Raw genomic sequence first — 26,033 nt, forward strand, 5'->3', positions numbered from 1 at the left:
CTTAACAGGTGTTTCTCTATCGTCAAAGAAAGGAATGGAGGATTGTTATGAAGAAGTTTGCACGGAAAAATCAATGGATCATTACGGCGCTTGCGGTGCTGATCGCTGTGGCGGGGTATTTGAATTTTACCGGACAGGAGATTGACAAGAACGGATGGAAAAGCGTGATGTCTCTGAGCGGAAAGGAAACAGCGGCGCCACAGGAAAATGCGGATGCTGTCCGGGAGAATGCGGATGCGGCGGCACAGGAGGAGACCGGCGATCAGAAAAAGGAGAGCAAGAAAACCTCTGCGGATACGACGCTTGATATTTCGGCAGAGGAAGACGGCGGTGACTATACGGTGGCTGACAGCGGCGAATTAAAATCCGCGTCCGAGGAAAATCCGGGCGAAGCAGTCATGGTTTCCAATTCGCTGGGCGCAGATTATTTTTCTTCCGCAAAGCTGTCCAGAGAGCAGAGCCGTGCGAAGAATAAGGAAACGCTGATGACGATCATCAATAATGATAAGATCGCATCAAAGGATAAGAAAAGCGCGATCGATCAGGTGGCACAGCTTACAAAGGACGCACAGTTAGAAAGTGCGGCAGAGCTTATGCTGGAGGCGAAGGGCTTTACGGATTCTGTTGTCAGCATTGAGAAGGGGAGTGCAGATGTGATCGTGAACGCAGGAGAACTGACACAGCAGCAGTTGGCGCAGATCACCGATATTGTTACGCGCAAGACGAAAATTTCTGCGGACAATATTGTGATCACTCCGGTGGCAGTGAAATAAAATCACAACACAGCAATAAAGTTAAAATGTGAAACGGCGGTATCGTGAAATCGTGAAGTCTGCTTGCAAATATGGTGAGATTTGGTATAATAAACTAGAATAATTGGCAACATTTTATAAAAAGAACAAAGGAGGTAGTGTGTCGTGTCAAAGGAGCAGACTTCGAGAGAATATATTACGAAGAAAAAAGAGCTGGGCGAGGTTAGGATCGCATCGGACGTTGTTGCAGCGATCGCAGCACTGGCAGCCACAGAGATAGATGGCGTGTATTCCATGGCTGGAAATATCACAAACGAACTGATCGGCAAACTGGGGATGAAGAATCTTTCCAAGGGAGTAAAGATCCTGATGGAGGGCGGCATTGTTCGTGTGGATATGATGGTTGTCGTTAATTATGGTTACAGTATCCCGGAGGTGTCTGAGCAGGTTCAGGAGAGAGTCGGCCAGCAGATCGAGAATATGACCGGATTATCTGTTTCCGAGGTGAATGTCCGCATCGCCGGAGTTAAGCTCGAAGAAAACTAATAAAGGTAAGGGTAGAGAACATGACAAGAAAAAAGGTCAGAGAACATTTATTCCAAATGCTGTTTGTACTGGATTTTTATCCGGCAGAAGAGTTAGACAGCCAGGTTGATACATTTCTGGAAGGACTTGGCAGCCACTCTGAGTCAGCAAAGGGAGAGTCCGAGGAAGGTCTTGAAAAGGTGCGTGCAGAGCTGAAGCAGAAGTTTTATGCGGTAGCAGAGCATCAGGAGGAGATTGACAAGAAGATCGAGGAGAAGTCAAACGGCTGGTCTTTAAAGCGTCTGGCAAAGGCTGATGTCACAGCACTTCGTCTGGCGATTTACGAGATCCTGTACGATGAGGATGTGCCGGCAGGAGTCGCAGTCAATGAGGCTGTAGAGCTTGCTAAGCGTTTCGGAACGGATAAGTCACCATCATATGTCAACGGAGTTCTTGGCTCTGTTGTCAGAGACTGCACGGAGGAGTAGACATGAGCAGGGCAGTGACAGTGTCTCAGATCAACCGGTATATTGCCAACTTGTTTAAGCAGGACTATACATTGTCCGGGATTCAGGTGAAGGGCGAGATATCCGGCTGCAAGTATCATTATTCCGGTCATATTTATTTCACGCTGAAGGATGCCGGAGCGGCAATTTCCTGCGTGATGTTTTCCTCTCAGCGTAAGGGACTTGACTTTACATTGGAGGATGGTCAGAGTGTGATCGTGACCGGACAGATCAGCGTCTTTGAGAGAGACGGCAGATATCAGCTCTATGCCCGCAGCATTGCTCAGGATGGTGTAGGCCGATTATATGAAGAATACGAGAAACTTAAAAAGCGCCTCTTAGCAGAGGGGCTTTTTGACGAACAAAGGAAAAAACCAATCCCGAGGTACGCCTCAAAGATCGGTGTTGTCACGGCAGAGACCGGAGCGGTGATACAGGATATCTGTAATGTGACATACCGCCGCAATCCCTATGTGCAGCTTTATCTCTATCCGGCAAAGGTACAGGGAGAGGGTGCCGCACAGACGGTGATCGAAGGCATCCATTATTTTGAACAGACCGATGTAGATACGATCATTATAGGACGTGGCGGAGGCTCTGTGGAAGACCTGTGGTGCTTTAATGATGAAATGCTGGCCAGGGTGATCGCAGACTGTACGAAGCCGATCATTTCCGCAGTTGGTCATGAGACGGATACCACGATCTCGGACTATGCCGCGGATCTGCGGGCACCGACACCATCCGCGGCAGCCGAGCTTGCGGTATATTCGTGGCGGGAGATGGAGATCGGTCTCAGGGAGTACCGGAATGATCTGAGGCAGGCGATGCACCAGATCCTGAAAGTGCGTAAGCTTGAATTACAGAAATATATGGTGCTTTTGCAGCATGTGAGTCCGGAGGATATCCTGCGGCAGAAGCGTCTTGTTCTTGCGGACAGCCAGGAGCGTCTGCAGAGGCTGATGGAGAAACGGCTCACCGATGCAAAGCACAGGCTGGCACTGTATGCGGAGGAGATGAAGGGATTATCGCCTCTTCAGAAGCTGCAGAGCGGATACACCTATACAGCAGACGAGGCGGGTAATCATATTGATTCCGTTCAGAGTCTTGAGAAGGGACAGCATCTGACGTTGACCTTTGCGGATGGACAGGCAGATGTCACGGTGGACGAGATCAGAGAGTAGGGCAGGCCTGCGGCGGAACGTTGGCGGGCTGAGAAAGGAATAGTAGTGTATTATGGCAAAAAAGATCATATTAGAGGAATCCTTTGAACAGCTTGAGACGATCATTGCGGAGCTGGAAAAGGGAGATATGACGCTGGAGGATTCCTTCAAGAAGTACGAGGAAGGCATGAAGCTTATCAAAAACTGCAGCAATTCGATCGACCGCGTTGAGAAGAAGCTGATCGTATTGGAAAACGGAGAAGAATAACAGAAGAATTTGCAAATACAGCGGCTGCGGAAACGGCGGGTTGCGGGAAGGCATGGTTTTATCATGAATAAAGAAAAATTTGAAAAAGAATTTAAGGAAAGACAGCAGGAGGCAGAGAAGATACTGACCGGGTATCTTCCGGACAGGGAGGGACTCCAGAAGACGATATTTGATGCGATGGAATACAGTCTGATGGCGGGTGGCAAGAGAATCCGTCCGATCCTGATGAGGGAAGCCTACCGGCTTTTTGGCGGTGAGGATATGAAGGTGATCGAGCCGTTTATGGCAGCGATCGAGATGGTACATACCTATTCGCTGGTTCATGATGATCTTCCTGCGATGGACAATGATGACTATCGAAGAGGAAGAAAGACGACGCATGTCGTATACGGAGAGGATATGGGAATCCTTGCCGGAGACGCCTTGCTCAATTATGCATTTGAGACGGCATCACAGTGCTTTGACCATATCAGTGACCCGATGTCGGCAGCAAAGGCAATGCAGATCTTTGCCCGCAAGGCGGGTGTTTATGGCATGGTTGGCGGTCAGGTTGTTGATGTGGAACGCACCGGACAGCCTTTGGATAAGGAAGTGCTCGAGTTTATTTATACGCTTAAGACAGGTGCTCTTTTAGAGAGTGCACTTATGGTGGGCGCAGCGTTAGCCGGTGCGGATGAGACGGCACTGGAGCAGATGGAACAGATCGGACGCAGTGTCGGAATGGCATTTCAGATCCAGGATGATATCCTTGACTGCACCAGCACGACAGAAGAACTCGGAAAGCCGGTACACAGTGATGAGAAAAACGAAAAGACAACGTATGTGACACTCTACGGAATTGAGCAGTCGCATCAGGCGGTCGAGCAGTATTCCCATCAGGCAGTGGAGCTTCTTGAAAAGCTTCCGGGAAGCAATCCGTTTCTCGAGGACCTGATCGAATATCTGATCAACCGTACGAAATAATTCAGGAACTTCGAAGAAACTCCTGATACAGGTCTGTCAGGATACGTTATATTACAAAGAAATGAGGGAACACTGTGGGAGAAATATTGGACAAGATAGAAAAACCAAATGATATAAAGGAGCTTGAAAAGGACGAGCTTCGTCCGCTTGCCAAGGAGATCAGACGTTTTCTGGTACAAAAGATCAGTCACACCGGAGGTCATCTTGCATCAAATCTCGGTGTGGTGGAGCTTACCATGGCACTCCATCTGTGCTGCAATCTTCCGGAGGATAAGATCGTCTGGGATGTGGGACACCAGTCTTACACACATAAGATCCTGACCGGCAGAAAGGATGGCTTTGACCATCTGCGGCAGTTTGGCGGAATGAGTGGATTTCCGAAGCAGTCGGAGAGTGACTGTGACGCTTTCGACACCGGACACAGTTCGACTTCGATCAGTGTCGCATTGGGTATGGCAAAGGCGAGAGATCTTCGTGGGGAGGACCGCAAGATCTTTGCAGTGATCGGAGACGGCGCGCTGTCCGGCGGCATGGCGTTTGAGGCGATGAATAACGCCGCACGTCTGAAATCTAATATGGTGATCGTTTTGAATGATAACCAGATGTCAATTTCTAAAAATGTAGGAGGCATGTCGAGCTACCTTGGCAAGATCCGTACAAACGGCAACTATACGGAGCTCAAGGAAGAGGTTGAGAATGCACTTTCAAAGCTTCCGCATCTCGGCGATAAGCTGACAAGCCGGATCCGTGGCTTTAAAGATCTGGTGAAGCGTGTGTTGATTCCGGGAATGCTTTTTGAGGATATGGGACTGACCTATATCGGACCGATCGACGGACATAATATCCAGCAGATGGTAACAGCGTTTGAGAGTGCCTCCAAGATGAAGGAAGCAGTGATCGTTCATGTCTGCACCAGAAAGGGAAAGGGCTACCGCCCGGCAGAGCAGAACCCATCGTATTTCCATGGAGTATCTCCGTTTAATCTGAAGGACGGAAGCAGCCGGAAGACGGTCGAATCGGCTCAGACGTATACCGATATTTTCAGTGAAACCATGTTAGAGACAGCCGCTGAGAGGAATGATATTGTGGCAGTTTCCGCAGCAATGCCGTCAGGAACAGGTCTGACGGGGATGGCGGAGAAGTATCCGAAGCAGTTTTTCGATGTCGGGATTGCGGAGGAGCATGCGGTCACGTTTGCGGCCGGAATGGCGGCAGGCGGCTTAAAGCCGGTTGTGGCAATTTATTCGACATTTCTGCAGAGAGCCTATGATCAGATCCTTCACGATGTCTGCATCGGAAAGATGCCGGTTGTATTTGCTGTTGACAGGGCAGGTCTTGTCGGCAGTGACGGCGAGACACATCAGGGAATCTTTGATCTCGCGTATCTGAGAAGTATGCCGAATCTTACGGTGATGGCACCGAAGAACGGCTGGGAATTAAAGCAGATGATGCTATTTGCACTTGCGCAGAACGGACCGGTTGCAGTGCGCTATCCGAGGGGAGAGGCGTGGACCGGACTGCAGGATCATAAGCAGGAGATCACAATGGGACAGGCTGAGTGGATCTGCTCCGGACAGGAGACTGCGCTTCTTGCGGTCGGCAGCATGGTCGAGACGGCGATGTGGGTCAGAGAAAAGCTTAAGGCGCAGGATCAGAAGGTGACCGTGATCAATATGCGTTTTGTTAAGCCAATCGATGTGAATGTGTTAGAACAGCTAAAGGAGAAGCATTCCAGAGTAGTTACTCTGGAGGAGGGCGTTTTTAACGGCGGCTTTGGTGAGGCAGTTTCCGCATGGTATGAAGAAACGCCGATGAAGGTAATGAATATTGCGCTGCCGGATCAGTTTATTGAGCATGGCAGTGTCAGGGAACTGAAGGAGAAATATGGTCTGGATCCGGAAGGGATCACGAAGAAGATCTTGTCCTGGCAGCAGGATAGAAAGGCATAGGATATGGCAAAGGAACGATTGGATGTGCTTTTGGTCAAGAGAAATCTGGCAGCGTCCAGAGAGAAAGCGAAAGCAATTATTATGACAGGAAATGTCTTTGTCAACGGACAGAGAGAGGATAAAGCGGGGTCTACCTTTAAGGAGGACGTATTGATCGAGGTGAAGGGAACACCGATGAAATATGTCAGCCGCGGGGGCTATAAGCTGGAGAAGGCGATCGAGCTTTGGCAGGTGCCGCTTAAGGACAAAATCTGCATGGATGTGGGATCATCGACCGGCGGCTTTACAGACTGCATGCTTCAGAACGGTGCCGTGAAGGTTTATGCTGTGGATGTCGGAACCAATCAGCTTGCATGGAAGCTTCGTCAGGATGAGAGAGTTGTTTCTATGGAGAAGACCAACATTCGTTATGTAACACCGGAGGACATTGCGGATCCGATCGCATTTTTCTCGGTGGATGTCGCATTTATCTCGCTGAAGAAGGTGTTAGAGCCTGTTAAGGCTTTGCTGACACCGGATGGACAGGGTGTCTGCCTTGTGAAGCCGCAGTTTGAAGCGGGCAGAGAGAAGGTCGGCAAAAAGGGCGTTGTCCGTGATCCGAAGGTACACATAGAGGTGTTGGAGCAGATCATGCAGTATGTACTTTCAATCGGCTTTGCAATACGTGAGCTGAGCTTTTCGCCGATCAAGGGACCGGAGGGCAATATCGAGTATCTCCTTTATATCAATAATACCGCGTCTGCACCGGAAGAGCCGGTCAGCGATGAGGCATTTCAGGAGGAGTACGCGGCGCTCATCAGGGAGACGGTTGCGGCTGCCCATGGAAAGCTTGATAAGGAAGCGGGTGCCGTGGAGCATGTGAATGCTGTTACAGGGTGATGGCAGCCGGTGCCATGGGAAAGCACAGTGTTGTCTGTGAATGAACGGAGATAACTGTAGAATGATTTGTATGAGAATGGAGAACAGCGATGAAACGGTTTTGTGTGATCACAAACAGGGATAAAGAGGACAGTAACCGCAAAGCGTTATATATTCAGGAATATATTGAGCAAAAGGGCGGCAAGTGTCATATACTGGAGAACCGCCGGGTGATCTCGGAGGGAATCCTGCATTATACAGATGCAGATAAGATCCCGGAGGAGACCGAGTGCGTTCTGGTACTCGGAGGAGACGGGACGATGATCCAGGCTGCGATCGATCTGGTGCACAGCCGTCTGCCGATCCTCGGGATCAATATGGGTACGATGGGATTTCTGACGGAGGTGGAGCAGCAGAATCTGGAACGGGCATTGGATATGATGCTTGCGGATCAGTATATGATCGAGAACCGGATCATGCTCCGTGAGAGCAGCCCGCAGGCAGAGAAAGGCAAAGGAAAAGCAAGCTATGCACTCAATGATGTAGTGGTCAGCAAGCGGGGCGATTGCAGGCTCATCACGATAAAAGTATATATTAATGAAGAATTAGCCGATATCTATCGTGCAGATGGTCTGATCATTTCCACACCTACAGGGTCAACCGGATATAATTTGTCGGCAGGAGGACCGGTTATGGTGCCGGATACAGAGGCAACCGTGATCACACCGATCTGTGCCCATTCGCTGAATAAACGCAGCCTTGTGGTGTCCGCCAGAGATAAGATCACGCTGGAGCTTGGACAGACGAAGGAGTTTCAGGAGGATACCGCCGTTTTGGCTGTCGATGGAAGAACCGTGCGCGGACTGGCAACGGGAGAACGGCTGGATATCTGTGTGCCGGAGGATCAGACAAGGATCGTCAAGCTGTCCGGTGTCAGCTTCTACAAGAAGATGCGTGATAAATTAAACGGAAATTGATCCTTTTGCCGGCTGCCTGCAGGCATGAAAATGTTTCGTAGACAGATATGGGGAAAGGTGATAAAATATATAAGTTACGGGATATATTCCCGCCAAGAAAGATAAAAGGAGAGTTTTATTATGTCAGGACATTCAAAATTTGCCAACATCAAACACAAGAAAGAAAAGAACGATGCAGCGAGAGGCAAAGTATTTACCATTCTCGGTCGCGAGCTTGCGGTTGCCGTAAAGGAAGGCGGACCGGATCCTGCTAACAACAGCCGTCTTCGTGATGTGATTGCAAAGGCAAAAGCCAATAATATGCCAAACGATACCATTGAAAGAGGTATTAAGAAGGCAGCAGGAGATGCCGCATCCGTTAATTATGAGGAGGTTACCTATGAGGGATATGGACCAAGCGGTACCGCTATTATCGTGAAGGCTCTGACCGACAACAAAAACCGTACCGCCAGCAACGTAAGAAATGCGTTCACAAAGGGAAGCGGAAGTGTTGGAACACAGGGCTGCGTGTCTTATATGTTCGATGAGAAGGGACAGATCATCCTTTCTAAGGAAGAATTAGAGGATGCAGATATTACATTGAGTGCGGATGATCTGATGATGCTTGCACTGGATGCCGGCGCAGAGGATTTCAGTGAGGAGGATGACAGCTATGAGATCATCACTCTTCCGGATGATTTTAGCGCTGTCAGAGAAGCCATAGAGGCAGAAAAAATTCCAATGGCAAGCGCAGAAGTCACAATGCTGCCACAAACCTACGTTACACTTACCGATGAGAACGATATCAAGCAGCTTCAGAGAACACTCGATCTGCTCGATGAAGATGATGATGTACAGGATGTGTACCACAACTGGGATGAGTAATTGATTACGATTCCATTACAGAGAACGGGGGAAGGAAATGGCAAAACGATTCCGTACAACGAAAAAGGGAATATGGATACTGGGAGTATTGTTGTTATTTTTCGGCATTTTTCTCGGAATAGCAGGCAGACAGATTAACGGTTCCTCTCAGGCCGCCAATTATGAGATCATTGACGATGAGGGTAATCCGGTCACTGGAACCTATGAACTCCGTCGTGCAACGGCAACGTTTGGTCTGTCCGATTATGCGGCGGGAGATAAGTGTGAATGGACAAGTGCCAATGAGGATATCCTGACTGTCGAGCCGGCAACAGCCAATCAGCGGCAGGTCAGTGTGTCGGTTCAGAATATGGGTAAGGTCGGTCTGACCTGTACGATCACGCATTCCGATGGTAGCATGGAGACGCGTAACGTTGCGATCGATGTCGTATTTTCCATCAATGAGTTCCTTTCCACGGGAGCTCCGGCGAAGATGACGAAGATCCGTTCCACCGATTCCAGACGATCCATTGTAATGGATTACGGTACAACCGTATATTTTGGTAAGAATGCCAAGAAAGATACCAATAAGCTGAACTTGATCTTCGGTGATGCAACAAGCCAGAGTGCTGTATGGTCCAGCAGCAACAACGATGTGATCCGTGTCAGCGAGCAGGGCGGTGAAAGTCTTGTTATGGCGGTAGGAACCGGAAGGACACAGCTTTCTGTTACATACAATGACGGCAAGAATGAGTACAATGATTCCATCAATGTCTATGTCCGCCCGCAGATCCGAAAGGACAGTGTTTCCGGAGCAAGACTCGACGACTCCGCATCAACGGTGATCATGGAGCGTAATGATAAGGTCTGGATACCGGCATTGTTTGATTCTAATCCTCTGGAGGGTGTGCTTGATAAAGTAACCTGGGTTATCGCCAAGAGAAGCGGAACGACGAGAACCCTTGTCAATTCTTCTGCCGGGGGCGAGTATAATGCAAATGCAGATGCGAATCTGATATATGACAGTGCAACCAATACCTTCCGTCTGGATGCAAAGGCGGGACAGTATATTGTTATGTTCTATGTAAAAGGAACATACAACAACTTCAAAGAGGCGCAGGATTCCAGCATCTTCCTGGGATGTTTGCCGTCGTATTTTAATGCGGATGTCCGCGGTAAGTTTGAGGATAAGGATGTTACGGTCAATATCGGTGGCAGCTATGATCTTGCGGAGGCGTTTAATATCTCCAAAGACACGCTGCTTAAGAACTTCACATTGTCGGTGGAGGATAACTCCGGTAACTGGGTTTCCGTAGATTACCAGACATGGATCCTGACCGGGCGTACGCGTGGTACTGCCAAGTTTAAGGTAAAGTGTAACTCGATGCCGTCGGAGATGATTCCGGGCGTTGTGCAGGGGCAGACCTATAATGTCACGGTCAATGTCACGGATACGTTCTCGCTGAATGTGGCGAGTGCAACGATGGCAGTAGGATCGAAGTTAGATCTGACCGGTATTATCGGATCCGGAGAATATGCGGAGGCAGATTCCTTCCGATGGGAGACAACCGATCCGAGAGAGACTTATATTTCCATCAGCTCTAATGCACAGTATGCAACGGTAACGGCGAAGAAAGAGACGCCGGCGGACAGTCCGGTAAAGGTTAGTCTGTACTGGACGGATGATATGGCAGTTACGCATGTGGCAAGCTGTAAGATCTATGTAACCAATTCTGCAACAACGATCCCGCTCGATCATACGGAGCTGGAGATGGAGGTTGGCAGCATTGAGTATCTGGATTCCGGACTTTCCGGACAGCAGAATCTGACCTGGATCTCTGCGGATACAGATATGGTTAAGGTTGAGCCGCAGCAGGGCAATACAAAGGCAAAACTGACTGCCGGAACAAAGACAGGATCTACAACGATCACTGTCATCAACAAGGACAATAACGCATATGCGACCTGCCGTGTTACGGTGACGGCGGCGATTACCTCGCTGACGATCGAGCAGGGCGAGAATCTGGATACATTCTTATCCGCAGGCTTTGTATTCCTGAAAGCAAATTATCTGCCAAAGAATGCAACCAATACAGAACTGAAATGGACAACGAGTGATCCGAGTGTGGCAACTGTCGATAAGAACGGTGTTGTTACACTGCTCAAGGAGGATACCGTGTGGATCTCCGTTGAGCCGGTATTTAACCCGTATAACGTAGTCGCAAGATGCTGTATCAATATCAAGAAGAATCCGGTTACCGATATCATTACGGATGTCAGTGAGATCAATATGATCGCCGGAGACCAGTATACGGTTTCAACCACGATCGTTCCAAGTGATGCGACAGACACAACGCTTCTGTGGAACACGGACGATCAGAAGATCGCCAAGGTACAGGGAGGAACGATCACGGCAGTTGCTCCGGGTGATGCAAATATCACGGTTGCCAACGGTACCGTGTTTAAGATTATCAAGGTTCATGTCAGAAACCGTTTGAAATCCGTAGCATTCACGCAGAATGAGTACGAAATCAAGGAGGGAGATACAATCTCTCTGAAAAACGCACTGATCTTTAATCCAAGTGATCATGTCAATACAAATGTTTCCTGGACATCCACGAACAGTCAGGTGGTTTCCGTGGATAAGGACGGTAATATTACCGGTCTGAAGGCAGGGGATGCTGCATGGATCACCTGTATTCCGGAGGATCTGGGGATAGCGGGCGCGATCACCTGTGCCGTAAAGGTTATCAGTCAGGATGTCCCGGCGAATAACATCACATTGAAGCCTTCCGAGACGGAAATGCATGTGGGTGAGACACTGCAGATTGAAAGTGTATTTAATCCGGTTACAGCAACATATCAGAATTTAAGCTGGTCTTCGACTAATGAGAAGGTTGCAACCGTTGATTCCAATGGTCTTGTTACTGCATTGTCAGAGGGTGAGGTTTCTATCGGAGCAGTATATACCGATCCGATCACGGGAACCGTATGGAAGCCGCTTTACTGCCGGATCACGGTGAAGAGTGCACTGACCAAGTTAAAGGATTATACGCTGACACCGGCTCATAAGGAGCTGTATGTCGGTGACAATTATACGATCGCTCCGGTATTTGATCCGAAGGACGTCACTGAGAAGACGATTCACTATTACAGCTCGGATGAAGCTGTGGCAACGGTGGATGACAATGGTGTGGTAAATGGTATCAGTGAGGGCTCTGCAGTGATCGTCGGACGGTCCGAGGATGGTAATATCGTGAGGACATGTACAGTTACCGTGGTGAAGCCGCCGGTTCCGGTAAAGGATTTTACTGTGGAGCCGAAGGAGCAGGAGGTACGGGTAGGTTCGACCTTTTATATTACTCCGGTATTTACTCCAGCAGATGCAAGTAACCAGAAGGTTATTTACAAGAGTGCCGACGACAAGATAGCAACGGTTGATGAGAATGGACTTGTAACAGGTATTGCCATCGGAGAGACAACGATCATCTGCCAGTCGGTGGAAGGCAATATTATTGCAACCTGTCAGGTTACTGTGCTGAAGGCATATGTCAATGTGATCAACTTCAACATTACACCGACACAGCAGGAAGTAGAGACCGGATCGACTTTCCAGATCACACCGATCTTTACTCCGGCAGATGCAACGAATCAGAAGGTTACTTATCAGTCCTCTGATCCGAGTGTTGCGACGGTCGATGAGAAGGGTGTTGTAACCGCTGTCAAAAAGGGAACGGTTACGATTATCTGTCAGTCTGATGAAGGAAAGATCGTTGTTTACTGTAATGTAACGGTTATCGAGGGAGTATCACTTACCTTGAAGCCTTCCGCCAGAGAGATTGCCGTTGGCAAGAGCTTTACGATCACCAAGGTCATTGTACCGGTAGAGGCAGATGGAACGGCTATCTGGAAGAGTTCCAATGAAGCAGTTGCAAAGGTTACACAGAATGGAAAGGTAACCGGACTGAAAAAGGGCAAATGTACGATTTCCTGTACACTGACAAAATATAATGTCACTGCGACCTGCGAGGTGACGGTGGCAACACTCCGCACAACGGTGAAGCTTGGCAAGACCGGTATCCGCATGGGAGTCGGAACGACTTACCGCATGAAGGTAACGATCTGGTCCAACAATACCAGGACTCCTGCAGTGCGTTGGAAGACTTCCAGAAAGAAGATCGCAACTGTCAGCCAGTCCGGAAAGATCAAGGCGAAGAAGGTCGGAAGTACGGTGATCACAGCCGTATCACGAGACCGGATGAAGGCAAAGGCAAACTGCCGCGTCAGAGTTATCCAGAGGGCGAAATCGATTCAGATCGTACCGGATTATGCCGTATGCTATGTCGGCGGTACAAGAAAGCTGCATGTCAGCATGAAGCCAAAGAATACAACGCTTCATTCCGTGAAATGGAGTTCGGCAGATACGAGCATTGCTATTGTAGAAAGTGACGGCACCGTTCGTGGTATTGCCGAGGGTGAGACGAAGATCAAGGCAGTGGCAAAGGACGGAAGTAACAAGAAAGCCGTCTGTGTCATTAAGGTAACTGAGAAGGTACCGGCTACGAGCATCGTAGTAGCACAGTCGGAGCTGACGATGAAGCAGGGCGATTCGGCGAAGCTTTCCTATTCGATTCTGCCAAACAACTCTTCCGATAATATTTCCTTTGCATCGGACAACCGCAGAGTGGCAAAGGTATCCGGAGCGGGAGTCGTGACAGCGACCGGCACCGGTAACTGTACGATCACGATCCTTGCGGATGGAGGTGTGACCTCGACCGTAGCGGTCAATGTCGTTTCTCTGAACCGCAGCAGTTTAACGATGCGGCAGTATGATACAGAAACCTTGTCTGTGGAAGGAACGACCGAATCGGCAACCTGGTACTCATCCAATCCGAGGGTGGCAACCGTTGTCAACGGCAAGGTTGTCGGAAGAAGCGTCGGAACGACCTATATTTACGCAACGGTCAATGGATGCAAGATGGCATGCCGTGTCAATATTACTAAATTGAATTAGAAATTTTTTGCAATTTGCACAAAAAGAACGTCTGTTCGAGAAAAGTCTTGAACAGGCGTTTTCTTTATGCTATACTTTCCACAGGGAAGCGGAATTATTCTGTTAGAAAGGAGCAGACAGTGTTAGTAAATTTACATGTGAAGAATCTGGCGATCATTGACGAGGTGGAGGTTGACTTCTCCGATCGCCTTAATGTACTGACCGGTGAGACGGGTGCAGGTAAGTCTATCATCATCGGTTCGATCAATCTGGCTCTTGGACAGAAAAGTCCGAAGGACGTGATACGAAAGGGGGCGGATTATGCTCTTGTAGAGCTGACCTTCCGGGCAGACACCGAACGTCAGCGTGCGCTTGTGGAGGAGATGGGGATCTCCATGGAGGATGATGAGATACTGATCTCGCGCAAGATCATGGCAGGACGCAGTGTGAACCGGATCAATGGGGAGAGTGTGACGCTTGCCATGATACGCCGCATTGCGGATATCATGATCGATATTCATGGTCAGAATGAACAGCAGTCTCTTTTGCACAGCGCGAAGCATATGGAGATCGTGGACCGCTACGCCAGAGAGGAGCTGGGAGACAGAATCACGCGGATGGCAGATGGGTACCGGGAGTATCAGAGATTGCAGCAGGAGCTTTCACAGCATGAGGTGCCGGAGGAGGAGCGTCTTCGGGAGATCTCTTTTATGAAATATGAGCTTGAGGAGATTGAGCAGGCATCCCTCATGCATGGCGAGGAGGAACAGCTGGCGGAACAGTACCGGATGCTTTCCAATGCTACGGAGATTGCTTCCGGTCTGGGAGAGATCTACGGTATGACCGGAGAGGGGAATGCCACGGCTGCCGAGCAGCTTGGTCAGAGTCTGCGGATCCTGCATAAGCTTTCGGAGTACAGTCCGCAGATGGAGGAGTTTGCAAACCAGCTCTCCGATATTGATTCGCTGCTCACCGATTTTAACAGGGATATCTCGGATTATATGAGTGATTTCGAGACCGGAGGAGAGCGGTTTGCCGAGGTGGAGGCACGTCTTGATCTGGTACGGACGATCAAGGCGAAGTATGGTGCTACCACGGCGCAGGTGCAGGAGTATGCGGATAAGCTTCAGGAGAAGCTGATGAAGTACGAGGAATATGAGCAGTACCGGGAGGAGCTTTTGAAAAGCCTGACACAGCAGGAGACTACACTAAAGAGTCTGGCGGTTGAGATCACTGCGATCCGTCAGAAGGTCAGTCGCCGCCTGGAGAAGGAGATCATCAAGGCACTGAAGGAGCTGAACTTCCTTCAGGTGCAGTTTGAGATCGCCGTGCGCCCGCTGGATCATCTGAACAGTCAGGGACAGGATGAGGTGGAATTTATGCTCTCGACGAATCCGGGTATGGATCTGAAGCCGATCGGAGATGCGGCATCCGGTGGAGAGCTGTCCAGAATCATGCTGGCAGTAAAGGCAGTGCTGGCGCAGCACGATGAGATCCCGACGCTGATCTTTGATGAGATAGATGTCGGCATCAGCGGAAGAACTGCACAGATGGTTGCGGAGAAGATGGCATATATCGGTATGACACATCAGGTAATCTGTATTTCCCATCTGGCACAGATCGGTGCAATGGCAGATTCGCATTATCTGATTGAGAAGACCAGCCGGAATGAGCATACTTCTACGGATATCCGACTGCTTGATGAGAAGGAATCCGTCGGAGAGCTTGCAAGAATCCTTGGCGGAGTAGAGATCACGGATTCCGTCCGGGAGAGCGCGGCAGAGATGAAGCAGATGGCAGAGCAGGTGAAGGTTACGCTGCGGGCATAAGCAGCTGTTGTCTGTTTGCAGATTTCTTACAGATATCGTATAGAAAAGAACGTTTTGTATCATAATGAGATACAGACGTTCTTTTTATAACATAGTAAAATGCTCGTAATGTAGTGCTAAGACAACGAGAATTGCAAAGTGATTCTTGGAGGGAAAAACGCTGGTTTAGCCCTTTTTGTAAACATTGAGGAAATGAGCATTTCTGACAGCTATGTCGTAAAAGAGAACGACCTACGAGGAATGGCTGGAAGGAGTGATGGGATGCGGTATCGAAGAAACCGCCAGGGCGGCAGATATGCGATGACAGGGAGACAGAGGCTGATGTACCGCCTGTGTCTGCTGGGAGTCCTGATCGCAGTGATGGCGTTTACGGCAGTGTACGGATATTTTGAGTTGAGGGGCAGGATACCGGATGAGATTACATTGTTTCAGGACAGAGTGGAGAATATTGATTTTGGAATCCCTTTTACGCAGGTGCGTGTCAGTCAGACAGATGCGGAGGCTGCCAGGGTAAGCATAGATCATGCGAAGAAGGCAGACGGGCATATCCGGTTCAGTATGGCAGGACCTCTTTCGGTGACCGCACAGAACTGCGGCAGTCTGCAGGGCGAGGTACGGCTGTTTGGCTGGCTTCCCTGTAAGAAGATCCGGATCGATATCCGGAAGGGCACAAAGGTCATGCCTGCCGGAAAGGCGGTCGGCCTTTATATTCATGCGGACGGTGTGATGGTGCTGGGAACAGGGCGGATCGCGGCAGCCGGGGGAGAGGAGCAGACACCGGCATACAATAAGCTGCAGACAGGAGATTACATTTATGCAGTGAACGGTCGGAAGGTTGTGACGATCCGGGATGTCAGTCGTCTTGTGCAGAAGAACGGTGCAAAGCAGATGATCCTAAGCGTCAAGCGCGATTCCGGAAGGATTCAGGTGAAGTTGACTCCGGTCCGGGCGGCGGATGGAAGCTACCAGATCGGCGTGTGGCTCAGAGAGGACACCGAGGGGATCGGGACGCTCACCTTTGTGACGCCGGAGAATCAGTTTGCGGCGCTGGGACATGGAATCACGGACGCGGATACGGATCTTTTGATCCGGCTGCAGAACGGCGGACTGTATCCGGCGGGGATCGATCATGTGGTAAGGGGGAAGAACGGTACGCCGGGACAGCTGGCAGGGTATGTTCAGCTTGGTAAGGAGAACCGGCTCGGAGAGATTGAGAACAATACCTTGCTAGGCATTACCGGGCAGATCACCAACAGGGCATACCAATATCAGGAGGATAAAGCATGTGAGGCGGCGTGCAAGCAGGATGTCCGAAAGGGCAAGGCGGTGATACGCTGTCAGCTGGATGATCAGGTTAAGGAGTACGAGGTAGAGATTGAGAAGATCAATCTTTCCTCGAAGGATAATAAAGGCATGGAGATTCATGTGACAGATCCGGAGCTTTTAGAAAAGGCCGGCGGTATTGTACAGGGCATGAGCGGGGCGCCGATCCTTCAGAACGGAAAATGCATCGGCGCTGTCACACATGTCTTTGTGCGGGATGTTACCAGAGGCTATGCGACATTCCTCGAGAACATGCTTTGAGCGAGAGTGTGTTTTGAGCCATTGACAAAGTCCTCTGTCTGCTATAAGATTTGTTCATATGCTTATTTGAAATCGGCTATGAGAGCAGGTTTCAGGGGTTTTAGGATACCAACAGAAAGAAAGAGGAAGAATAATGGATTATTTATTATTAGTGATAGGGTTTGTCCTGTTGATCAAGGGGGCAGATTTTTTCGTCGATGGAAGCTCCAGCATTGCCAAGAGGCTGCGTGTGCCATCCATTATTATCGGACTGACAATCGTGGCGATGGGAACGAGTCTGCCGGAGTGTGCGGTCAGCATCAGTGCGGCGTTATCCGGTAATACCGGAGTGGCTGTCGGTAATGCAGTCGGCTCCAATATCTTTAACCTGATGGTCGTATGTGGTATGTGCGCACTGTTTTGTCCGCTGACAGTCAGCCGCTCTACCCTTACCGGAGAGTTTCCGTTTTCGGTATTTGTGGCTCTGTTGCTGATGGTGCTTGGCTGGATCAGCATGACACTGGGACGTATTGACGGTGTGATCCTGCTGGTGTTTTTTGCAGGCTTCCTTTTCTGGATGATACGTTCTGCACAGAAGGCGCGCAGTGAGAGTGCATCTGATGAGGATGAATATGAGATCCGTCCGATCTGGCAGTGTGTTTTCTATATTGTCGGTGGTGCGGCAGCCATCGCAGGGGGCGGTCAGCTTGTCGTGAATGCGGCATCTGCCATTGCGAGATTCTTCGGAATGAGCCAGAATCTGATCGGTCTTACGATCGTTGCTTTTGGTACCAGTCTGCCGGAGCTTGTGACCTCCATTGTGGCAGCCCGCAAGCATGAGGTTGACATGGCACTCGGCAATGTGATCGGCTCCAATATCTTTAATATATTATTTGTTCTTGGAATTTCGGCAGCCCTTCACCCGATGGTATTTCAGATGGAGAATATCATTGATATCATTGTGCTTGTTGTGATGAGTGCCATCGTGTTGTGCTTTGCGTGGACGAAGCAGAAGCTGGTGCGCTGGGAGGGGGCAGTGATGCTCGCGATGTATGCGGGATATGTCGTATATATCTGCCTGCGTTAAGATTTAAGAAATAACATCTGCCTGCACTAAGATACAAGAAAATACATAGAAAGCAGGATAAGTGTTATTTTCTGGTGCCGGAACCGGAGATAGCATTTGCGAAAGAACTTACGAAACGGAGAGAAATATGGCTTATTTTCCATTTTTTATAGAGCTGGAGGGAAAGCAGTGTCTTGTGGTTGGCGGCGGAGACGTGGCATTTCGCAAGATCCGGGAGCTGATCCCGTTTGGCGTATCGATCCGGATAGTTGCACCGGAAATCTGCGAGGCGATCCGGGAGCTGGCGGCAGAATATCCGAAGCTTACCATTGTATGCCGGGAGTATGAAGAGAAGGATCTGGAGGGGATGTTTTTTGTGATCGCGGCGACCGATGACGAGCAGTGTAACTGTCAGATATCTGAGCGGTGCAGGCAGCGCAGGATTCTGGTCAATGTTGTCGATGACAAGGACAAATGCAGCTTTTACTTTCCGTCACTGGTCAAGCAGGGTGACATTGTGGCAGGATTTTCCAGCGGCGGTAACAGTCCGGCACTGATCAAGGGACTGCGGAGGGAACTGCAGGAACAGATCCCGGAGTATTACGGACAGCTCAATGCGCATCTGGGGCAGCTCCGCCCTGCGGTGAAGGAGCATTTTGACACCGAAGAACAGCGTAAGCAGTTTTACCGGAAGGTGATACATAGGAGCAGAGAGCTTTCGAGGGCTTTGTCCGTTCCGGAGATGGAGGAAATACTTCACAAAGGTTTTACACAAAATTGACTTAAAAACGATAGTAGATTTTACGTTCTCATTTTAATATATAGTCATCGTCGAAAGACGGTGGCTTTATATTTTGCGCGCTGCCGGATATGAAGCTGCAGGTGACCTTTCGGACCGTCATGGTCTGGGAGGAAAGCTTCCATAGGATGTGTGTAGATAATAAAATTAGAAAAGAAGAGATGCAGCGCAGAAATGAGGATAATTATGAGAAAGAGAAAATTATTGGCAATCGCAATGAGTGTAATGTGTACAGCAGCATTAATGACAGGCTGTGGCAGCAGCAACGGAGCAAGCAGCTCTGATGCAGGTTCCGGATCTGATTCCGGCAGTGCAAGCCAGCCGATCAGTGTTGTTTCCCGTGAGGATGGTTCCGGTACCAGAGGTGCTTTCGTAGAGCTTACCGGTGTAGAAGAAAAGGATGCGGATGGCAATAAGACAGACAATACAACAGCAGATGCAATCATCTCTAACAGTACAGAGATCATGATGACTACCGTTTCCGGTGATGAGTATGCGATCGGATATTCTTCCACCGGTTCTTTAAATGACACAGTAAAGGCATTAAACGTAGACGGTGTTGAGCCGACAGCGCAGAACATCAAGGATGGCAAGTACAGCCTTTCCCGTCCGTTCAACATTGCAACAAAAGGAACACCGGGAAAGCTTGCGCAGGACTTTATCGATTACATCCTGAGCGAGGAAGGTCAGAAGGTTGTTGAGGACAACGGTTACATCGCTTCTGTAGATGATGCAAAGGCATTTAAGAGCAGCGGGGAGAGCGGAAAGCTTGTTGTTGCAGGTTCCTCATCCGTTACACCGGTTATGGAGAAGCTTGCTGAGGCATACAAGGCAGTAAACAAGAAGGCTGAGATCGAGATTCAGGAGAGCGATTCCACAACAGGTATGACTGCAGCAGCAGACGGTACCTGTGATATCGGTATGGCATCCAGAGAGCTTGAGGACAGTGAGAAGGATAAAGGTCTGACCTCTCAGGCAATTGCACTCGATGGTATTGCAGTAATCGTCAATACACAGAATACACGTACAGAGATCACAACCGACATGGTTAAGAAGATCTTCACCGGTGAGGTTACTGACTGGAGCGACGTGACCGAGTAATTGACGCAGGTGTGTCACAACCGAAATTTGATATACATAACTCGTATGCCGGGCAGCTGTGAGGCTGTCTGGCATATCAGTGACATGAAATATATGCATAGGATATGAGAAACAAATGCATTATTAAGATGTGCGAAAGGATATGGCATTATGAAACAATTACATGTGAGTAATATTAAAGAGATCGTTATGGAGATCGTATTTCTGATCTGTGCCTGCATCTCCATTCTGTCGGTTGCATTGATCTGTATCTTCCTGCTCAGTAACGGAATTCCGGGTATTGCAAAGATCGGTCTGAAGGAGTTTCTGTTAGGAACAGAATGGAAACCGGGCAGTAACCTGTTTGGTATTTTCTCTACGATCGTTGGCAGTATCTATGTGACGATAGGAGCAATCATTGTAGGTGTGCCGGTCGGACTTCTGATGGCGGTTTTCATGGCAAGATTTTGCCCGAAAAAGCTGTATAAGATCTTAAAGCCGGGCGTAGAGCTTCTGGCAGGAATTCCATCCGTTGTGTACGGCTTCTTCGGTCTGATGGTGTTGGTGCCGTTTGTGCGTAACACCTTCCGGCCTATCCTGATGCAGTATCAGATGACAACAACGGGACAGAGTATCCTGACAGCCTCGGTGCTGCTTGGTATGATGATCCTGCCAACCATTATCAATGTGTCAGAGTCGGCGATACGGGCGGTGCCGGATTCTTATTATCAGGGTGCTCTGGCACTGGGAGCAACTCATGAGAGAAGTGTATTTATGACAGTCGTGCCGGCAGCAAAGTCCGGCATTATGGCAGCGGTGATCCTTGGTGTGGGGCGTGCGATCGGTGAGACCATGGCTGTGATCATGGTAGCCGGTAACCAGCCACGAGTGCCGGGATCGATCTTCGACGGTGTTCGTACTATGACCGCCAATATCGTAATCGATATGGGATATGCGACCGATCTTCACAGGGAAGCATTGATTGCAACGGGTGTTGTACTCTTTATCTTCATCCTGATCATCAATCTGTTATTTTCCCTTTTGAAGAAAAGAAACGCAAACACATAAACGGGCGGGGCAGACACAGGATAACAATTTGTATGTAACGATACAAAGCGGACTGCTTTTGCCTTTATAATATAACAGAGTATTTTGCATAATGCGATAACTCCTGTATTGGAAGTATTTTCTTCCGGTACAGGAGTTATTTGTATTCCGGCAGGAAAAATGGTAAAATAACAATATTTTATACGATAAATGTGCAACAGGCACAGGAAATGGAGAAAAGCATGCATCAATTTACCGGATATGAATTGTTGTGGCTGTTTTTTATTTACTCCTTTGGCGGGTGGATATTGGAGACGGTTCTTGCAACATGGAAGCAGAGGAAATTCGCCAACAGAGGTCTTGTAAACGGTCCGTTTTGTGTTATATACGGTATCACAGCGGTGTGTATGGCGATTGGCCTGCAGGAGCTTGATGGATTCTGGCTGTTTATTTTTGCGGTCCTTTATGCGACGATCGCAGAATGGATTAGCGGTCATCTGATCGAGAAGGCATTTAAGGAACGATGGTGGGATTATTCGGAGCGGCATTGGAATCTGGACGGTTATATCTGTCTGACAGCATCTCTGATGTGGGGCGTGTTCGGCTTTATCACCGTGCGCTGGACCAATTATTTATTGCTAAAGCTGATCCTGTTTTTGCCGGGGATCCTGATGAAGGTCATTCTTCTGGTTCTTGCGGGAGTGCTGGTGATTGATATATTAGGTTCATTCCTGCTTCTGACTGGCAAAAGCAGTCATCCCGAGCGCTGGGAGGCAGCCGAACACAGTCTTGGACGGGTAGAATCAAAGCTTCGCGCTAAGATTGTCCGGTTCGTGGATCGTCGTATTCATAAGGCATATCCGAAGGCGAAGAAGACGCAGGTTTCGGATATCCCACAGCAGACCGGCACGAAATGCTTTGCGGCAGGATGCGGTTTTTATAAGATTGTCAGCCTGTTTATGATCGGAGCCTTTCTGGGAGATATCACAGAGACGATCTTCTGCCGCGTGCGTGCCGGAGTGTGGATGAGCCGCAGCAGTGTAGTGTGGGGACCGTTTAGCATTGTATGGGGGCTTGCAATCGCACTGGTATCCTGGATGCTCTATCAGTACCGCAACCGGAGTGACCGTTTTCTTTTCCTGACCGGCACCCTCTTAGGCGGTGCGTATGAATATCTCTGCAGTGTATTTACAGAGCTTGTATTCGGAAAGGTATTCTGGGATTACAGCAAGATCCCGTTCAATCTTGGGGGCAGGATCAATCTGCTGTACTGTTTTTTCTGGGGATTTGCGGCGGTTGTGTGGTTTAAGGCATTTCTGCCGAAGACGGAGAAGCTTATTGAGATGCTTCCGGTCAAGGCAGGTAAGGTGATCGTCTGGCTTCTCGTTGTATTTATGAGCTGCAACATCGCAGTATCGTGTATGGCACTGGTCCGTTATGATGAACGGAGCAAAGGTGTGGAGGCAGTTTCCGAATGGCAGAAATGGTCGGACACTCATTACGACGATGTCCGTTTGCAGAAAATATATCCGAATGCGATCGTTCCTAAGTGATAAACACTACGGAAGTAATAGAAGCAATAAACGCCGAGGAATGATTCACATACGGAAGGGGTTATCGCTGATCTGTTGATTGGTCAGGATTTTAATGAGAGAGGAGTTTGAAGTATGAAACGAGCAATATCTGTTCTTGTCTGTCTGAGTATGATCCTTGCGACAGGCTGCAGCAGACAGGAGACAATCCGCTTCGGTGCCGCCGGAGTCGGAGGTATGTATTATCCATTTGCAAATGCATACACGGAGCTGATGTCAGAGGAGGAGAAGGGTATTAACTGGAAGGTCAAAAGCACTGCCGGTTCCGCTGCAAATCTGCGCCTGCTTTCTGACAATTATATTGAACTTGGGATTGCGCAGGCGGATCTGATCGATGAGGCCTACTATGGAAAGGGAACGTTTCATTCCGGTAAGTACAGCGGCTATAAAGCAGTTGCAAGTCTGTATCCGGAGGCATGCCAGATTGTTGTCAGAAAAGATTCCGGCATTGATTCGCCGGATGATCTGGAGGGCAAGACGATCAGCATCGGTGCCGAGGAATCCGGTACGGAGCGCAATGCCAGGCAGATCCTGGAGGTCTGTGGGCTGCCGGATGCACTGGTAGATACCGAGAATCTGGATTACACACAGGCAGCAGACAAGCTCGAGGAAAAGAAGATTGATGCATTTTTCTGCACAGCAGGTGTCAGCACGACAGTGATTGAGGAACTTACTAAGGAATGCGACATTAAGGTGCTCTCCATACCTCAGAACTGCAGACAGAAGCTAAAGAAAGCATACCCCTTCTATAATGATTGTGTGATCCCAGCAGGGACCTACGCAGGTCAGACAGAGAACATTGAGACGCTCAGCGTGCAGTCCGTTCTGCTTGCAAGCAATACCCTGTCCGATGAGACCGTACAGACATTGACCAGGTTTTTGTTTGAACATGTCAAGGATATTCAGTATTCCACTTCGATTAATCTGCAGCTGACGCCGGAGAAGGCGGTTCAGGGAGTGACGATCCCGTTCCATCCCGGAGCCGAGGCGTATTATAAGTCCAAAGGTGTGGAAGTGCCGGAGAATAAGTAAACGGTAATAGGTAATATATGGATGGTGGGAATGCACGGAATCTTTCAGGGGCGTTTCCGTGCGGACAGATTTACAGGAAATGGATATCTGCGGTACAACAAGAATATGGCAGATATCTGGAAAGGTTTGATTTAGTTATGAAAATACAGTTGGACATGTATCAGACACTGGCGGCAGCCGTCCTTGTTCTGATGCTTGGTGCTTATTTGAAAAGTAAGATACATTTTTTGGAGCAGTTTTGTATTCCGGCTCCGGTTGTCGGTGGTTTATTATTTGCCATTTTCACCTGCATCTGTTATGTGACGGGTGTGGCAGAGTTTTCCTTTGACGATACACTGCGCGAGGTGTGTATGGTATTTTTCTTTACCTCGGTTGGCTTTCAGGCAAATCTCAAGGTTCTTAAAAGTGGCGGTAAATCACTGGTTGTATTTCTGGGACTTGTGATCCTGCTGATCGTGTCACAGAACCTGGTCGCAGTTGGAATGTCAAAGCTTCTCGGTTTAAGCCCGCTCATCGGTATGTGTACCGGTTCGATCCCGATGGTCGGCGGACATGGTACCGCAGGAGCTTTCGGACCTGTTCTCGAGGACTTTAATATTTCCGGAGCAACAACAATCTGTACTGCAGCAGCAACCTTTGGATTGATCTGCGGAAGTTTGATCGGCGGTCCTCTTGGAAAGCGTCTCATCGAGAAGAAAAAGCTGCTTGAAACTGCCATCCCGGAGGATGACAGTCTGTTAGTCGAGGAAGAGGAAAAGCATGAGCGTCATACCAATATGTACGCGGCGGCGGTATTCCAGCTGATCCTTGCAATCGGTCTGGGAACAATCTTTTCTTATTTTCTGACCAAGACCGGCATGACCTTCCCAATCTACATCGGAGCCATGATCGCAGCAGCGCTGTTTCGAAATATCGGTGAGTACAGCGGCAAATTTACGATTCACATGGGCGAGATCAACGATCTGGGTGGTATCTCCCTGTCGCTGTTCCTCGGAATTGCGATGATCACTTTGAAGCTGTGGCAGCTTGCCGACCTTGCACTTCCGCTGTTTATCCTGTTAGCGGTACAGGCGCTTCTGATTGCAGTATTTACTTACTTCCTCGAATTTAATATTATGGGAAGAGATTACGACGCAGCAGTACTCGTTGCCGGAACCTGCGGTTTTGGAATGGGAGCAACTCCGAACGCCATGGCAAACATGCAGGCTATCTGTGAGAAGTACACGACATCCGTCAAGGCATACCTGCTGATTCCGCTGGTCGGCAGCCTTTTCGCGGATTTCATCAACAGTCTGGTTATAACATTTTTTATCAATTTCATTTAATGGAGGGATGCAGAAATGTTTGGAAAAAAGAAAAAGAATTACGATCTGACTTATGAAAATCTGGCTATTCCGGAGATCCACACCCATGAGGCACCGGAGCAGGAACAGACCGCACAGGCGGAAGAGAAGCACGAAAAAGAAACATACAAGCCCGGGGTGGTCTACGACAGCGTAGCAATTCCCGAGGTACATATCAAAAGGAAATAAGGGTAGAGTAAACTGCCACATATCAGCGAGAGAAGTTGATATGTGGCAGTTTTGGGTTTGTGAGGGTGAAAAAATCGGAAAGAAACGGGGAAAAGGGGTGTGGTAGAATGAATATGTCAGGCGGATTAATATCGTTTGATATGTTCCGTGTTATAATAGGAAATGGAGTAGATGCAATAAAGGAAAGTCACTTGAATTTAAAATATATTCGAGTGACTTTCAGTGTTATAATATCCAATTGGATAAAGATGATTTATAATGTTAGTGATGCATGACTGAAATAATTTGAGTGATTCCCTCATAGCGTAAATTGATATAAAGAGGAGGAAAGTCATCTATGAATTTTATAGAATATTATGAACATAATCGACAGGAAAAGCTTCGGGGAAACTATATTATTGAAGCACCGGAAGGTTTTGGCAAAACAACGATATTAAAGGGGATGTATAACAGATATAAAGAACAATTAACGATGGGAACAGGCAACATAATTCCGATATACATACGTTTGGCAGACATTAATGTGAAATCCAGAGAAGACCTTATTGATGGAATTATATTGGAATTTGTACGGGAACAGTTTTATTCAAGTGATGAATATGGAATTATCAAGACCTCTATTCAGACAATGATAAGAGATAATAGTCAGTACAAATTTTTATTTCTGTTAGACGGATTAAATGAAGTGATTAACAGAGA

General features: G+C 48.7%; 22 protein-coding genes. All 22 read left to right on the top strand.

The genetic code is table 11. From position 1 onward, the window contains the following. Positions 1-47 precede the first annotated feature (47 nt). Positions 48-773: a SpoIIIAH-like family protein gene (locus ACZLMD_RS03515; RefSeq protein ID WP_022307210.1), complete on the top strand. Its 726-nt coding sequence runs from the start codon at positions 48-50 to the stop codon at positions 771-773. A 144-nt stretch (positions 774-917) separates the two neighbouring features. Then, positions 918-1,298, top strand: coding sequence for an Asp23/Gls24 family envelope stress response protein (locus ACZLMD_RS03520; protein WP_022307209.1), 381 nt, complete (start codon positions 918-920; stop codon positions 1,296-1,298). 20 nt (positions 1,299-1,318) lie between these two features. Next, positions 1,319-1,765 carry a transcription antitermination factor NusB gene (nusB, locus tag ACZLMD_RS03525; RefSeq protein WP_118560033.1) on the top strand — a complete coding sequence of 149 codons (447 nt, stop codon included), beginning with the start codon at positions 1,319-1,321 and terminating at the stop codon, positions 1,763-1,765. Positions 1,766-1,767: 2 nt separating this feature from the next. Then, a complete protein-coding gene (gene xseA, locus ACZLMD_RS03530; protein WP_022307207.1) occupies positions 1,768-2,964 on the top strand; it encodes an exodeoxyribonuclease VII large subunit in 1,197 nt (398 codons plus the stop codon). Between the two features lie 52 nt (positions 2,965-3,016). After that, a complete protein-coding gene (xseB, locus tag ACZLMD_RS03535; RefSeq protein WP_022307206.1) occupies positions 3,017-3,211 on the top strand; it encodes an exodeoxyribonuclease VII small subunit in 195 nt (64 codons plus the stop codon). A 63-nt stretch (positions 3,212-3,274) separates the two neighbouring features. Next, the gene (locus ACZLMD_RS03540; protein WP_489495125.1) at positions 3,275-4,174 is read left to right on the top strand and encodes a polyprenyl synthetase family protein; all 900 of its coding nucleotides are present in this window, start codon (positions 3,275-3,277) and stop codon (positions 4,172-4,174) included. 74 nt (positions 4,175-4,248) lie between these two features. Then, positions 4,249-6,123, top strand: a complete 1,875-nt coding sequence (gene dxs / locus ACZLMD_RS03545) for a 1-deoxy-D-xylulose-5-phosphate synthase (RefSeq protein WP_489495126.1) — start codon at positions 4,249-4,251, stop codon at positions 6,121-6,123. Between the two features lie 3 nt (positions 6,124-6,126). Next, a complete protein-coding gene (locus tag ACZLMD_RS03550) occupies positions 6,127-7,002 on the top strand; it encodes a TlyA family RNA methyltransferase (RefSeq protein WP_489495127.1) in 876 nt (291 codons plus the stop codon). 89 nt (positions 7,003-7,091) lie between these two features. Beyond that, the gene (locus tag ACZLMD_RS03555; protein WP_489495128.1) at positions 7,092-7,958 is read left to right on the top strand and encodes an NAD(+)/NADH kinase; all 867 of its coding nucleotides are present in this window, start codon (positions 7,092-7,094) and stop codon (positions 7,956-7,958) included. 120 nt (positions 7,959-8,078) lie between these two features. Continuing rightward, a complete protein-coding gene (locus ACZLMD_RS03560; RefSeq protein WP_022307200.1) occupies positions 8,079-8,822 on the top strand; it encodes a YebC/PmpR family DNA-binding transcriptional regulator in 744 nt (247 codons plus the stop codon). A 37-nt stretch (positions 8,823-8,859) separates the two neighbouring features. Further along, positions 8,860-13,815 (top strand): Ig-like domain-containing protein, encoded by a 4,956-nt coding sequence (locus ACZLMD_RS03565; protein ID WP_489495129.1) that lies wholly within the window; start codon positions 8,860-8,862, stop codon positions 13,813-13,815. Positions 13,816-13,934: 119 nt separating this feature from the next. Continuing rightward, positions 13,935-15,623, top strand: a complete 1,689-nt coding sequence (gene recN / locus ACZLMD_RS03570) for a DNA repair protein RecN (protein ID WP_489495130.1) — start codon at positions 13,935-13,937, stop codon at positions 15,621-15,623. Between the two features lie 261 nt (positions 15,624-15,884). Further along, complete coding sequence (gene spoIVB, locus ACZLMD_RS03575; protein ID WP_487601507.1) at positions 15,885-17,207, top strand: SpoIVB peptidase; 1,323 nt, start codon at positions 15,885-15,887, stop codon at positions 17,205-17,207. Positions 17,208-17,340: 133 nt separating this feature from the next. Next, positions 17,341-18,273 (top strand): calcium/sodium antiporter, encoded by a 933-nt coding sequence (locus ACZLMD_RS03580; RefSeq protein ID WP_118560011.1) that lies wholly within the window; start codon positions 17,341-17,343, stop codon positions 18,271-18,273. Positions 18,274-18,400: 127 nt separating this feature from the next. Next, positions 18,401-19,033, top strand: coding sequence for a precorrin-2 dehydrogenase/sirohydrochlorin ferrochelatase family protein (locus tag ACZLMD_RS03585; RefSeq protein WP_147403723.1), 633 nt, complete (start codon positions 18,401-18,403; stop codon positions 19,031-19,033). A gap of 204 nt (positions 19,034-19,237) precedes the next feature. Further along, positions 19,238-20,152, top strand: coding sequence for a substrate-binding domain-containing protein (locus tag ACZLMD_RS03590; RefSeq protein WP_118560007.1), 915 nt, complete (start codon positions 19,238-19,240; stop codon positions 20,150-20,152). Between the two features lie 165 nt (positions 20,153-20,317). Next, on the top strand, positions 20,318-21,199 hold the full coding sequence (gene pstC, locus ACZLMD_RS03595; protein ID WP_118560085.1) for a phosphate ABC transporter permease subunit PstC: 882 nt from the start codon (positions 20,318-20,320) through the stop codon (positions 21,197-21,199). A gap of 209 nt (positions 21,200-21,408) precedes the next feature. Further along, entirely contained in the window at positions 21,409-22,731 is a 1,323-nt protein-coding gene (locus ACZLMD_RS03600) for a putative ABC transporter permease (protein WP_330420718.1), read from the top strand. A 114-nt stretch (positions 22,732-22,845) separates the two neighbouring features. Beyond that, positions 22,846-23,802 carry a TAXI family TRAP transporter solute-binding subunit gene (locus ACZLMD_RS03605; RefSeq protein ID WP_484109023.1) on the top strand — a complete coding sequence of 319 codons (957 nt, stop codon included), beginning with the start codon at positions 22,846-22,848 and terminating at the stop codon, positions 23,800-23,802. Between the two features lie 137 nt (positions 23,803-23,939). Beyond that, positions 23,940-25,127: a sodium/glutamate symporter gene (gltS, locus tag ACZLMD_RS03610; RefSeq protein WP_022307189.1), complete on the top strand. Its 1,188-nt coding sequence runs from the start codon at positions 23,940-23,942 to the stop codon at positions 25,125-25,127. 15 nt (positions 25,128-25,142) lie between these two features. Further along, positions 25,143-25,334, top strand: a complete 192-nt coding sequence (locus tag ACZLMD_RS03615) for a hypothetical protein (protein ID WP_489495131.1) — start codon at positions 25,143-25,145, stop codon at positions 25,332-25,334. A gap of 337 nt (positions 25,335-25,671) precedes the next feature. After that, a partial coding sequence (locus tag ACZLMD_RS03620) for a hypothetical protein (protein ID WP_489495132.1) occupies positions 25,672-26,033 on the top strand: 362 nt, incomplete at its 3' end.

Source organism: Jutongia sp., from assembly GCF_057878315.1.

What these genes read in the sequence shown, in the direction of transcription:
- ACZLMD_RS03515 (WP_022307210.1), top strand. Translation starts at nt 48, where the DNA reads ATGAAGAAGTTTGCACGGAAAAATCAATGGATCATTACGGCGCTTGCG.
- nusB (WP_118560033.1), top strand. Translation starts at nt 1,319, where the DNA reads ATGACAAGAAAAAAGGTCAGAGAACATTTATTCCAAATGCTGTTTGTA.
- xseA (WP_022307207.1), top strand. Translation starts at nt 1,768, where the DNA reads ATGAGCAGGGCAGTGACAGTGTCTCAGATCAACCGGTATATTGCCAAC.
- xseB (WP_022307206.1), top strand. Translation starts at nt 3,017, where the DNA reads ATGGCAAAAAAGATCATATTAGAGGAATCCTTTGAACAGCTTGAGACG.
- ACZLMD_RS03540 (WP_489495125.1), top strand. Translation starts at nt 3,275, where the DNA reads ATGAATAAAGAAAAATTTGAAAAAGAATTTAAGGAAAGACAGCAGGAG.
- ACZLMD_RS03550 (WP_489495127.1), top strand. Translation starts at nt 6,127, where the DNA reads ATGGCAAAGGAACGATTGGATGTGCTTTTGGTCAAGAGAAATCTGGCA.
- ACZLMD_RS03555 (WP_489495128.1), top strand. Translation starts at nt 7,092, where the DNA reads ATGAAACGGTTTTGTGTGATCACAAACAGGGATAAAGAGGACAGTAAC.
- ACZLMD_RS03560 (WP_022307200.1), top strand. Translation starts at nt 8,079, where the DNA reads ATGTCAGGACATTCAAAATTTGCCAACATCAAACACAAGAAAGAAAAG.
- ACZLMD_RS03565 (WP_489495129.1), top strand. Translation starts at nt 8,860, where the DNA reads ATGGCAAAACGATTCCGTACAACGAAAAAGGGAATATGGATACTGGGA.
- spoIVB (WP_487601507.1), top strand. Translation starts at nt 15,885, where the DNA reads ATGCGGTATCGAAGAAACCGCCAGGGCGGCAGATATGCGATGACAGGG.
- ACZLMD_RS03580 (WP_118560011.1), top strand. Translation starts at nt 17,341, where the DNA reads ATGGATTATTTATTATTAGTGATAGGGTTTGTCCTGTTGATCAAGGGG.
- ACZLMD_RS03585 (WP_147403723.1), top strand. Translation starts at nt 18,401, where the DNA reads ATGGCTTATTTTCCATTTTTTATAGAGCTGGAGGGAAAGCAGTGTCTT.
- ACZLMD_RS03590 (WP_118560007.1), top strand. Translation starts at nt 19,238, where the DNA reads ATGAGAAAGAGAAAATTATTGGCAATCGCAATGAGTGTAATGTGTACA.
- ACZLMD_RS03600 (WP_330420718.1), top strand. Translation starts at nt 21,409, where the DNA reads ATGGAGAAAAGCATGCATCAATTTACCGGATATGAATTGTTGTGGCTG.
- ACZLMD_RS03605 (WP_484109023.1), top strand. Translation starts at nt 22,846, where the DNA reads ATGAAACGAGCAATATCTGTTCTTGTCTGTCTGAGTATGATCCTTGCG.
- gltS (WP_022307189.1), top strand. Translation starts at nt 23,940, where the DNA reads ATGAAAATACAGTTGGACATGTATCAGACACTGGCGGCAGCCGTCCTT.
- ACZLMD_RS03615 (WP_489495131.1), top strand. Translation starts at nt 25,143, where the DNA reads ATGTTTGGAAAAAAGAAAAAGAATTACGATCTGACTTATGAAAATCTG.